The sequence below is a fragment of the Bacteroides mucinivorans genome, from assembly GCF_034654355.2.
In the GTDB taxonomy this organism is placed as follows: Bacteria; Bacteroidota; Bacteroidia; order Bacteroidales; family Bacteroidaceae; genus Bacteroides; species Bacteroides nordii.
In genome coordinates, this window is record NZ_CP178179.1 from 3,302,413 (window position 1) to 3,315,289 (window position 12,877).

At 41.2% G+C, this 12,877-nt stretch carries 9 protein-coding genes; 3 read left to right on the forward strand and 6 right to left on the reverse strand.

What is annotated here, in order from left to right; all coding sequences use genetic code 11:
- The first annotated feature begins 7 nt into the window (after positions 1-7).
- Positions 8-1,594, forward strand: coding sequence for a glycoside hydrolase family 31 protein (locus tag VCM39_RS12615; RefSeq protein WP_322932542.1), 1,587 nt, complete (start codon positions 8-10; stop codon positions 1,592-1,594).
- A 197-nt stretch (positions 1,595-1,791) separates the two neighbouring features.
- Positions 1,792-2,373: a Crp/Fnr family transcriptional regulator gene (locus tag VCM39_RS12620; protein ID WP_256143468.1), complete on the forward strand. Its 582-nt coding sequence runs from the start codon at positions 1,792-1,794 to the stop codon at positions 2,371-2,373.
- A gap of 10 nt (positions 2,374-2,383) precedes the next feature.
- Here VCM39_RS12620 and VCM39_RS12625 read toward each other — a convergent pair whose 3' ends face one another.
- The 6 genes from VCM39_RS12625 to VCM39_RS12650 all read right to left on the reverse strand — a co-directional run bounded on the left by VCM39_RS12625 (position 2,384) and on the right by VCM39_RS12650 (position 10,582).
- Positions 2,384-3,265, reverse strand: a complete 882-nt coding sequence (locus VCM39_RS12625; protein ID WP_221648995.1) for a helix-turn-helix domain-containing protein — start codon at positions 3,263-3,265, stop codon at positions 2,384-2,386.
- Positions 3,266-3,416: 151 nt separating this feature from the next.
- Positions 3,417-5,753 (reverse strand): TonB-dependent receptor, encoded by a 2,337-nt coding sequence (locus VCM39_RS12630; RefSeq protein ID WP_221648996.1) that lies wholly within the window; start codon positions 5,751-5,753, stop codon positions 3,417-3,419.
- Positions 5,754-5,869: 116 nt separating this feature from the next.
- The gene (locus VCM39_RS12635) at positions 5,870-6,211 is read right to left on the reverse strand and encodes a hypothetical protein (protein ID WP_322932541.1); all 342 of its coding nucleotides are present in this window, start codon (positions 6,209-6,211) and stop codon (positions 5,870-5,872) included.
- Positions 6,212-6,304: 93 nt separating this feature from the next.
- On the reverse strand, positions 6,305-6,772 hold the full coding sequence (locus VCM39_RS12640) for a GAF domain-containing protein (RefSeq protein WP_002560789.1): 468 nt from the start codon (positions 6,770-6,772) through the stop codon (positions 6,305-6,307).
- A 118-nt stretch (positions 6,773-6,890) separates the two neighbouring features.
- On the reverse strand, positions 6,891-8,624 hold the full coding sequence (locus tag VCM39_RS12645; RefSeq protein ID WP_322932540.1) for a bifunctional metallophosphatase/5'-nucleotidase: 1,734 nt from the start codon (positions 8,622-8,624) through the stop codon (positions 6,891-6,893).
- Between the two features lie 44 nt (positions 8,625-8,668).
- Positions 8,669-10,582 carry a sensor histidine kinase gene (locus tag VCM39_RS12650; RefSeq protein ID WP_221648999.1) on the reverse strand — a complete coding sequence of 638 codons (1,914 nt, stop codon included), beginning with the start codon at positions 10,580-10,582 and terminating at the stop codon, positions 8,669-8,671.
- Positions 10,583-10,686: 104 nt separating this feature from the next.
- On the opposite strand from VCM39_RS12650, the gene VCM39_RS12655 reads away from it, so the two are divergent.
- Positions 10,687-12,819, forward strand: coding sequence for a Tex family protein (locus tag VCM39_RS12655; RefSeq protein ID WP_221649000.1), 2,133 nt, complete (start codon positions 10,687-10,689; stop codon positions 12,817-12,819).
- The last annotated feature ends 58 nt before the right edge of the window (positions 12,820-12,877 follow it).

Below are 12,877 nucleotides of genomic sequence, written 5' to 3' on the forward strand. Positions count from 1 at the left end.
TAATATTATGAAGAAAGCATTTATTAGTATTTTGATCTTATGTTCTGCTGTTTCTGTCATAGCACAGCAGTATGAAACAGCCGTAGCACCATTGAAAGGTGAAAAATGGTGGGGTGGTTTGGTTGCGCTGGGTAGTCATATGCCTTTTACTTCAACAACAGAATGGTACGATTTGAGTAAAAAGAACCTGAACAACCAGATTGTTCCGCTGATATTATCTTCCGAGGGCCGTTATATCTGGAGCGAACAGCCTTTCCGCTTCCGATTGCAAAATGACACACTACTTCTTAGTTCTGATTATGAAAAACTAAATGCTGTTTCTGCCGGAAAGACACTAAAGGATGCTTATCTGAGTGCTTCGGCTCAACACTTTCCACCTTCCCAGAAAATACCGGAAGAAATATTCTTCTCCAAACCGCAGTATAATACATGGATTGAGTTGATGTACAACCAGAATCAGATTGACATAGAAAAATATGCCCAAGATATATTGGCTAATGACTTTCCAACAGGTATCTTTATGATAGATGATAACTGGCAGAAATATTATGGTAATTTTGAATTTAAGCCAGAAAAGTTTCCGGATGCAGCAGGAATGATCGACCGTCTGCATAAACAGGGATTCAAGGTAATGTTATGGATAGCGCCCTTTCTCTCTGCAGATAGTCCCGAGTATCGTTTGTTGGCAAAAAAAGGGTATTTGGTAAAGGAAAAAGACGGTATCACACCGGCTATGATACATTGGTGGAATGGCGTGAGTGCTTGTTATGATATGACAAATCCGGAGGCAGCTTCTTATCTGGAAGAACAGTTGCTTACTGCTCAAAGAAAATACGGAATTGACGGTTATAAATTTGATGCAGGTGATGTAAACCATTTTACAGGCGAATATGCCTTTCATGATCCGACTGCCAATGCATGTACTTTTTCTCAAAAGTGGGCAGAACTGGGATTAAAGTTTCCGTATAATGAATTCCGTACTTCATTCAAGTTGGGTGGTCAGGCAATTGTACAGCGTTTGGGTGATAAATCTTATTCCTGGCATGCTTCCTCGTTGTTAATTCCTGATATGATAGCGGCTGGTTTATTAGGGCATGCTTATACCTGCCCTGATATGATCGGTGGTGGAGAGTTCGGTTCATTTTTGAATATTGATACCGATAAATTCGATCAGGAATTGATTGTGCGTTCTTGTCAGATTCATGCATTCATGCCAATGATGCAGTTCTCAGTAGCTCCCTGGCGCATTCTTGACAAGAAACATCTGGATATATGCCGTAAATTTGCTCAATTCCATGAACAGATGGGAAGTTATATTTTGCAAGTAGCTATACATGCTTCTCACACAGGTGACCCCATTGTACAACACTTGGAATATGCATTTCCGCATCAGGGATTTGCCGATTGTCATGATCAGTTCATGTTAGGCAATAAATATATGGTAGCTCCTATGGTAACAAAAGGAACTCATAGGACTGTAAAACTACCTAAAGGTGAATGGCGTGATGATATGGGTAAGAAGTTAAAAGGTCCGAAAACAATTGAAATAGAAGTTCCATTAGAACGTCTGCCTTATTTCGAACGTATTAAATAATACATTTTAATAAAAGGATATGTGTATCCACCGAAATGCCCTCACTAAGTTATACAAGCGATATGATTGTTAACAGATTCAACTTAATGGGGGCACTTCAATAAAACAAACTATCTTTTCCGCCCGATTCATTGATTTATGTCAACCGATTTTGTATTTTTGCAAATATTATCAATTACTACTTATCAGAACACGTTATGGATCTATTAAAAGAAACAGTAGATGCTGTTGTAAATTCCCGATTTCCGGAAATGAGTAAAGAGGGGCGCGAACTGTTGGCAGAAGTCCTGATACGCAAAGAAAGTAATAAGGGAGAAATTGTGCTAAATGAAGGGCAAGTTTCTCATGATTTAATCTTCGTCGGAAAAGGGATGCTTCGCCAGTTCTATTACAAAAACGGAAAAGATGTTACTGAGCATTTTTCGTACGAAGGCTGTATCGTGATGTGTATTGAGAGTCTGCTTAAACAAGAACCTACCCGACTGATAGTAGAGGCACTGGAACAATCTACCCTCTTCCTCTTTCCCTACAATGCGTTGCAAAGATTGGTAGAAACATCACCGGAAATCAATATGTTCTATCGAAAGATACTGGAATATTCCCTTATCGTTTCACAGGTAAAGGCAGATTCCTGGCGCTTTGAAACAGCACGTGAACGCTATAACCTGCTACTCGAGCATCATCCGGAAATTATCAAACGGGCACCACTATCGCACATAGCCTCTTATTTATTAATGACCCCCGAGACACTAAGCCGGGTACGGTCGGGAGTATTATAAAAATCCTCCCTCAACTTCGTCTGTACTCTTTGGGAGACATCCCAACGTAGTGCTTAAAATACTTGCCAAAGAAAGACTGATTGGCAAAATGAAGATATTCGGCTATCTCCTGTATACTCATTTCTGAGGATTTAAGCAAAGCGCGTGCTTCAAGAATCACAAAATTATCAATCCATTCACCTGCCGTTTTGCCACTCACTTCTTTCACTACTCCGGAAAGATGTTTAGGAGTAAGGCACAACTTATTGGCATAGAATATTACGGAACGCTCCATTTTGTAACAGGCAGACACTTCACGCATAAATTTCTCAAAGAGTTCTTCCTTACGTGTCTTGGGACGAATCTCATCAATAGGCATATGCTTGCGGCAGAAGTTATAAAGATCATAAAACATAGCCGAAAGGATACCTTTGGCTATCTCCTTACGGAATATATTATCTTTCATTTTCACCTTCTTCCATAAGAAAGAGTGATACTCCAACATGCAGTCCTGCTCGGTCTTGCTCAAAGGTATACAGGGATGCTCTTTGATATAAAACATAAAAGAAAGCAACTCTTTCATCTGCGTAAAAGTCCTGTCTATAAACTGAGGGGAAACAGCGATATAAATAGCACTGAAATCGTCACTGACACCCAAGCTTTGAATTATTTGTTCAGGAAGAGTCATTAGCAAAGTTCCGGCAGTTACTTCAAACTCTCTCAGGTTAACTCCTACCTTTCCCGACCCGGTAAGGCAAACGGCTATCACAGCAGCATTAATACGGTTAGGAAACTCATCCATAGGAACATCCGAAACATCATCGAATATGGCAAAATCATTATCTATAAAATCAATCCTCCGTAATCCCTGCACAGAGGATATATTCACTTGTGGAATTACTTCATTCTCCATTTTATCGTATCTTTTTCGCAAATATATATATTATTTCCATTCATATTAGTCTATATATCGAATAAAGCGAAAAATAGAACAATTATAAATCAAAAAATGCCATACGTTTTTATTTCGCATGGCATTCATTCTGCATTTACAGACTGTATAATCAGTTCATGATCTTAATACCGATAAAATAGGTTCTGGGCTGTGTAGGGCCATAGAAATAACCCGAATCACGAAGTTCTCCTTTATCAAGATCTTTTTGAAAGCTATTGAATATGTTTTGTACACCACCATTCAGTTGCAGTTTAATATGGTCGTGTAGTATAAAAGTATAGTTCAGTTTCAGATTAAGATCGAAGAATTGAGGAGTGTGTTCCATACGATCTTCGGGGATATAACCTGCCATATGGGGTACAATCATCTTTCCGGTATAAGTACCTGACAGAGAAAAGTCAAAGTGCTTGGTAGGTGCAGAGGTAAAAGTAAAGTATCCGTAATAATCGGGAGTACGGGGCATACGCCGGGTAGTCAGTGCAGGCACCCCCTCTTCTTCTACTGCGTCACGCCATACCACATCATGAGTATAACGGCTACGCTGTGCCGTAAAACCTAACTGGAATTGAGCTTCACGCCCATGAGCAATCTTCGCATCAAGATTTGCACCATAAACACGTGCACCATGAGCATTACGACGTTCTTTTATCATATCTCCGTTTTCATCTTCACCAATATCTGCCAGTGTAAACACATGACGCAGATCGGTGTAGAAGCCTTCCAACAATATATTTGCCTGCCAATGCCCAATAGGCAATGTCCAGTCCACAGAGCCGCTGTAACTATTAGAACGTTCTTCACGCAAATTATCTGCCAGTTTGATCTGAATACCTTCACCTCCTACGGCCGTCACATGAAGATCTTCGTCATAAGCCTGTGGAGCACGGAAACCGGTAGAATATGTGAGGCGCGCCTGAAGATTATCCATCGGCTTATAAAGCAGATTGACACGGGGACTGAAAATCAGTTTATCAATCAGGTTGTGCTTATCCATACGCAAGCCAACGAGCATCGTGAGCTGTCTCATACGCCATTCATTCTGAATAAAAGTACCGGCTATGCGCACATTTTGTTTCATATCTCGGTGATACCCGGTCATGACATCATGTAAAGCATTATCCTGATATTCAAAACCACCGGTAAAAGTGGCCGGAGCGAAAAGGCAATTATTCATCTGCCCCACATACATGCCACCCAGTACCCAGGTAAGATCATCTGTTTTACCATACGCATTGAGATTCTTCTGAGCACCATAATAGCTGTTACGATCAGTGTGCTGGATAGAACCGTATAAAGACATTTTATGTTTTGCTTCATTCCAATAGTGATCATAGCTCAATCCACCACTATTAATAATATGTTTGGTCTGTTCAGTTATATCGGTTTCATGTGGTTGAAGATTAAATTTGTTTCCGCCACGGCGAAACTCATTGGTAGTGTGATATTCAATATTGATACGGCTATTGTACGAAGGACGATAGTAAGCACGGAGTCCAAAAGTATTCATATTCAGTTTGCCCAATTCGGAAAATCCATCACCATCGGCATCATAAGGGTTACGGTTACGATACGTCTCATACAAAGCAATGCCATACGTATTATCTTTGGCAACAAGAGAAACATTGCCACCCATATATTGTTCCCAGGATTTACCATTCATATTTGACATCATGCTGGATACCTGGAAAGAGTTACTGACAGGGTCTTTCGTGATAATATTGATAGTACCTCCTACGGCATTGGCACCAAATAAAGCCGATCCACCACCACGCACTATCTCTACACGTTCTACCATATTCACTGGAATCTGTTCCAACCCGTATACCCCGGAGAGAGCACTAATAACCGGACGGCTGTTTATCAAAATCTGGGAGTACGGACCTTCCAAACCATTGATACGTACCTGTGGAAAGCCACAATTCTGACAGTTATTCTCCACACGAAGTCCCGACTGATAATTCAGCGACTTAGCAAGATCAGTAGAGTTTACCGTTTCAAATAGCTTTGCACTCATCACATTAACTACTACAGGAGCTTCCCGGCGGCTGACCTCATTACGATTGGCAGAAACCACTACTTCATCAGTCATGAAGCTCTCTTCCTCCAATTGGAAATGAAGAACAGCCGTAAAGTCTTTACTCACAGCCACTGTCTTCTCCTGACTTTTATAGCCCATAGCTTGTACCCGCAGTGTATATTTACCCGGAGCAAGGTTACGAAACTCAAACTGCCCTTCATCATTAGAGACAGCACCGGATGTACGAAGCTTTTCGGGAACAGTACCACCATTATAACTAACCACACGTACAGTGGCATAAGGAACATTCTCTTCGGTTCCTTTCACAATAACGTGACCGGAAATCATATTGCCTTCCTTGATAGGATTGACGGCATAAGTAATCATGCTCAGGCATAGAAGCATAAGCAGGATGATATTTTTTTTCATTCTGAAATTACAATATTATATATAATGAATAAAGAAAAAAAAGAGTAATAATTTAATAATCAACAACAAAGATACACTGAACGTATCTTCTACAGCAAACTATTAAATTATCATTTTCAAGCCCGGATTACAGGCGGAGCACGAAGAGAAAGTACCCGCAAATGCATTCCTGACACAACAGGAATCTCCGGCTGTACTTCCACGTAGAAAAGTAACGGACGTACAGGATCTATTACATTGACCGGTATATCAGCTTCCAGTGAATGGAAAGAAGATAAACGGTTAATTACAACAATCTCGGTTTTAGTGTGGGTGTGTTTGCCATGACTGGGGTGAGAGTGAACTATCATGACACCATTGACGTAGTGTACATGGGTAAACATCGTAATGCCTGCCTGATACACGGTAAATAGCGTCAGCAACAGAAGGGATGATAGAACTCTTTTTACACGTCTCACCTGTTATAGTCTCTTTATTTTAAAATTGAGGTGCAAAGATAAGCATTATCTCAAAGACTTTTAAATAAAAAGGGGATGTATTTAACAAATCATCTACAAATAGGTACAAAGTTCTTCGAGATACTTCCTATCCGTTTCATCAAAAGTACTCAGTTGCTCACTATCAATATCGAGTACTCCCCACACCTCACCATCTTTTAGCAACGGCACTACAATTTCCGAACGAGACAGAGAGCTACAGGCTATATGTCCCGGAAAAGCATCTACATCAGGTACAATCAGTGTCTGCTTCTCCTGCCAGGCAGTACCACAAACCCCTCTCCCCTTACGAATGCGTGTACAAGCAATAGGTCCCTGAAAAGGAGCAAGCACCAACTCATTCTCCTTCACCAGATAAAACCCAACCCAGAAGAAGTGAAACGCCTCCTTCAAAGCAGCAGTAACATTAGCCAAGTTGGCTATTAAATCGGTCTCTCCTTCAACAAGAGACTTTATTTGTGGCAACAAAGAAGAATATTGCTCTTCTTTACTACCGGATATAAGAATTAAATTTTCAGACACAACAAGAATAATTAGTGAGTAGTGATTAGTGATTAGTGATTAGTGAGCAGGTGAGTAGTGATTAACAACTACACTATAGTCCGCATGGAACTAATCACTTATCACTAATCACTTACCACTATTTAAACAGTCTTTTATAATCTCTCTCTGCAGCCGGCACCGTCCAATCTTCTGGAATAAACTTCCACTGATTCAAAGCACGAGGATCGAGCGTACCTTTCTTCTCAATGTAATTCATCAGATAGTAGCGTAAATCTTTATCTGTGGAAAAGATAATACGGTCTTTCAACTCATTCTGAGGGATACCTGCACCTTTTGTCAGCAGTTCACCTCCCCCATTGCCACGATAAGAGTTGAGAGCAACCTTATAAATCTTATCCATGCTGAAAGGAGTACCGTCTGCCATACTGATAATCGTCACTTTTTCCCCTTGAGGTTTCGTAACATCTACTGTATAAATGATGCCCGCAGCAGAATCAAAATTAAAGCTGAAGTTCTGAAACGAAGCACGATCTTCTGCTCCTTCACGACGTTTCTTCTTAAACCACAACAGATGATCATTGGGAGATTTCATCTGATTAGTCCACATATAATAAGAAGCTTCAAGAACGTCTTTTATCTCCCTGCCGGAAAGTGTCATCACATAAAGCATATTCTCATACTTATATAAATTGAACATATCGCTGACATGAATATCACCTTTTTTAATCTCGGCATCAAATGACAGCGGAGCAGTAAAAGAAATATCAGCACCAGATATATCAAGTTGCAGGGAATGAATAAAATCAATAAAAGCCGAAGGACCAAAATAGGCCGGACGGGTAGATATATCTTCAGTAAAAGTACCTATTTTTTTTGATACAAACTGCTCTACTGCATTATACTGAGGAGCAAATTCTTTTATAAAATCCTCACTGATACCATAGTCTTCTGTGGGAGTAAGCACTCCTTCAATCTGCTTGCTCTGCACTTTACCATCTTTCAGTTTTACCGTCACATCCACATTGGAAACTACAATTCCATTACTGGCCGGATCAATAACCAACACAGAATCCCCCGCAACGTTCATAATCTTTTTACACTCACGGGCATGATCATGCCCCATCAATACAATATCAAAACCGGGAACATTTTTTGCCACATTCAGTGATGCATTCTCATTGTACTTGCCAGACATACGAAAAGCATCCTGCCCGGCATGGAAAAGCCCGACTACAATATCCGGATTCTCTTTCTCACGGATAATCTTCATCCATTTCTGTGCCGTTTGCTCCATATCATCGAAGCGAAGTCCCTGCCACAGATTTTCAGAAAGCCATGCAGGAATAGCAGAAGTAATCATGCCCAATACTACTATTTTAACTCCGTCCCGTTCTAATACTTTATAGGGTTTCAGATGAGTTTCACCAGTGGCAGTATCAATAATGTTTGCACCAAGCACAGGAAAATTGCATTCGCCAATCCAACGATCAAAAACGCCACGACCGGTTTCTACATCATGATTTCCCATATTACCGGCATCATACTTCATATAGTTCATCATTTCGGCACAGAGATGAGGAGAAACCGTATCTATATAATTATAATAATAAGCGGTAGGCTGGCCTTGCAATATATCACCGTTATCAAGCAGAATAAGATTATCTTTGTAAGTCTCACGCTCCTTCTGCACCAATGCATAAATACGCGCCAGACTTCCTCCCCATTCTTTCTGAGTAATGAAATTATAGGGATAATAATTACCATGTACATCACTGGTCTGTACAATTTTCAATTTCACCTCACGCTCTTGTGCCGGCAACGCCAACATAAAGCATAACAGCAAGGTACAAATAGAAATAAATCTTTTCATAATGTCTATTTAATGTAATAAGGAAATAGAGTTATTTTACAAACTCATTCTACCGGCATTGAAAATACAAAACGGGCTCCTTCGGTATAGTCCGGATCCACCCATATCTCACCACCCCATTTCTCAACAGTAAGTTTACAGATGGACAATCCCAATCCTGTCCCTTGTGCATATTCGTCTAATTTTTCAAAGCGTTCAAATACTAACTTTTGTTTCTCCTTTGGAATGCCGCAACCAGTATCAGTCACAGAGAAAAAGGCTAATTTCCGCCCTTCATCCACCGAAAAGTCCAAAGTAATAACACCATCTTGTGTAAATTTAGCAGAATTGGAAAGCAGATTAATAATAACTTGCTGCAACCGCTGTACGTCCGTATTGATTACAAAATCCTCATACTTACTGGTGAACACAAACTTATTATTGGATTTACGGGAAAAATTTACTGAAGTCAATACCTGCCGGCACAACTGAACTACATCACAAGGTTCTTTCGTCATCCTCACCCTGTCTGCATCGAGCCGGGAGAGATCAAGTATATCATTTATTAATCGAAGCAACAGGTCTGAATTGGATTTAATAATTTCCGAATACCCCTTTCTATCTTCGTCAGAACTTCCTTCGGCGGTCAACACATCCGAAAAGCCCACAATAGCATTCAGCGGAGTACGTATCTCATGGCTCATATTGGCCAAGAAGGCACTCTTCAGCCGATTGGATTCTTCGGCACGATCTTTGGCTTCACGCAAATCTACTTCCGATCTTTGCAAGTCGTCCTTCAAACGCTTTGTTCTGAAATAGAAAAAGAGTGAAATGATCAGTCCTCCTGCCAATATTACAAATATGCTGATTGCCGCCCATATCTGATACATATATTCCTGATAGAATGATACAGGCCTACCAACTATTTCAACACGAAAAGGAAGAGATTTTATATCCAGTTTCAAATCCTTCACTTTTTTATAGTCAAGCACAGCTTTACTGCCTACTATCTCTACATGACTGACCGTATCTTTCGGATTGTCAAGCATACGAATAGCTTCACGAGCCATTTCACGACCAAAAGAGCGATAAGCAGGAATTACCCCGCCTACAGCCCAATACCCCAGTCCAATGGAAGCCGGAGTAAAAGCAGGTACCGTAGGATTAGCCTCCATCATCATATAAGTGGCATTACGCATAAAATAGCTCTCATTCATATCCACACGCCAGGTACCCACCATGACCGCCGTATTTTCAGGTAACTTCTGAAACTGATCCAGTATCGTATAAATTGTATTGGAACGCCCGTCCAACAATATCAAATCCATCTCCGGGAACTTCTTCATTTTTTCTCTCACAAGTGCCTGCATGGCAACTCCTCCATACGTATTATCGGATATGAAAGCGATATGACGTGTATTGGGATAGAAGTGTTTAAGTAATTGAATATTACCTTCAATATCATATTCGTAAACAAATCCCGCCTTCACTTTATGGTGTCCAAGATCATCGGAAAAGAAATCTACAGACTCCGGCATCCATTCTTTCAGGTTGATTGTATCTTCCGGCAAAATCACTGCATTACGGCTGGTCAAACTACACATAGCCGGTATTTGTGCCACCAATGAGTCTTCCTGTGATAAATAAGACGCCCATGCCTCCTGCCCCAATAAGATAATAAGCTCCGGCCGTTGAATACCCGTATATTTAGAAAGTATCTGATGCATCATTCCCTTCCACTGAGGAGCCTCCGAGAAACTTTTACAGTTCATATTCTCAATCTCAATATTGTACTTGCCACCGCATTTTGTATATTCATCCATGAAATCAGAGATGGTTACCGAAGTCTGATGAGCGGCCGGATTATAAGAGCAAATAATCAGAATAGACCGGGTATCCTGAGCTGCATAGCCCACCACTGGCCAAAGAAAAACAATGGGAAGGAGGAAGGAAAAGACATATCGGATATATGGCAACATATTTATATATACGCGTTTTTTTTGTTGCCGCAAATATACTAAAAGTTGGCAATTAATAGGAGATTAATATGTACATTTGTCAGCGAATCATTATAAAAACATTTATGGAATTATTTCACAAGATGATTTCTGCTGCTTTGAATATATCAGAGAAGCAGGTCAGTAACACTTTGAATCTACTAAAAGACGGCGCTACCATTCCTTTTATCAGCCGTTATCGTAAAGAAGCTACAGGAGGCCTGGATGAGGTACAGGTAGAAAACATAAAAACCCAGTACGACAAACTCTGTGAGATAGTCAAACGTAAAGAAACCATTCTTACCACTATCAACGAACAGGGCAAACTGACTGCCGAACTGCAAAAACGTATTGAAGGCACCTGGGATACTACCGAATTGGAAGACATCTACCTCCCCTATAAGCCCAAACGTAAAACCAGAGCGGAAGCCGCCCGCCAAAAAGGGCTTGAACCCCTCGCAATGGTATTGATGCTACAACGCGAAAATAATCTTGATGCTAAAGCTGCCGCCTTTGTAAAAGGAGACGTGAAAGACGTGGAAGATGCCTTGAAAGGTGCGCGCGATATTATAGCCGAGCAGGTTAATGAAGACGAACGTGCCCGTAATGCTATACGTAACCAATTCAATCGTCAGGCTATAATCAGTGCCAAAGTGGTGAAAGGCAAAGAAGAGGAAGCTGCAAAATACCGCGACTACTTTGATTTTTCCGAACCATTAAAACGTTGCACTTCGCATCGGTTATTAGCCATCCGCCGTGCCGAAGCAGAAGGTTTGCTAAAGGTATCTATTACCCCGGATGACGAGGAATGCATCGAGAGGCTCGAACGCCAGTTCGTTCGTAGCAATAACGAATGCGCCCGACAAGTAGCAGAAGCGGTACAAGACTCTTACAAACGACTGCTAAAGCCCTCCATCGAAACCGAATTTGCCGCCATGACAAAGGAGAAAGCTGACGAAGAAGCGATTCGCGTATTTGCCGAGAATCTTCGCCAATTGCTCCTTGCCCCGCCATTGGGGCAGAAACGGGTATTGGGTATAGATCCCGGATTCCGTACAGGATGTAAGGTAGTATGTATGGATGCACAGGGCAATCTGCTGCATAATGAAAATATCTATCCTCATCCACCTGTAGATAAGAAGAAAGAGGCGGCAGCCAAGCTACGTAAAATGGTAGAAGCCTATCAAATAGATGCCATCGCCATCGGAAACGGTACAGCCAGCCGGGAAACGGAATTCTTTGTTACCACCCAGCAGTTCGACCGTCCTTTACAGGTATTTGTTGTCAGTGAGCAAGGTGCTTCCATCTATTCAGCTTCTAAAATAGCCCGTGATGAGTTCCCCGAATATGACGTAACCGTACGTGGTGCCGTTTCAATAGGACGCCGATTAATGGATCCGCTTGCCGAACTGGTAAAAATTGATCCGAAATCCATCGGTGTGGGACAGTATCAGCACGATGTAGACCAAACCAAACTAAAAAAAGCACTTGATCAGACAGTAGAGAATTGTGTAAACCTGGTAGGCGTTAATCTCAATACAGCCAGTAGTCATCTGTTGACCTATATCTCCGGATTAGGACCACAGTTGGCACAAAATATAGTGAACTATCGTGCCGAAAACGGTGCTTTCGATTCACGTAAAGCATTAATGAAAGTTCCCCGCATGGGTGCAAAAGCATTTGAACAATGTGCCGGCTTCCTCCGTATTCCACAAGCCAAGAATCCTTTGGACAATACAGCCGTACATCCCGAAAGTTATTGCATCGTAGAGCAAATGGCTAAAGATATGAAATGCAGTGTTGCTGAATTGATTACCAATAAAGAGTTACGCAGCAAAATCAATGTATCAGCTTACGTCACTCCAACAGTGGGTATGCCTACTCTGCAGGACATCATGCAGGAGCTTGAAAAGCCGGGACGTGATCCACGCCAGACGATCAAAGCCTTTGAATTTGATAAGAATGTACGTACCATCAATGACCTCCGTGAAGGAATGATACTTCCGGGAATTGTTGGTAATATTACCAACTTTGGCGCTTTTGTAGATATAGGTATCAAAGAGAACGGACTGGTGCACCTCTCGCAATTAGCCGAACGCTTCATTTCCGATCCCACAGAAGTAGTATCTATTCATCAGCAAGTTATGGTGAAAGTTATGAGCGTAGATAATGAGCGAAAACGCATACAATTAACAATGATTGGTGTAGAGCAAAGCTAACGCAAATATCTTGATTATCTTAAAACAAAAATCGCCCGATTCACTCCTAAGAATGAAC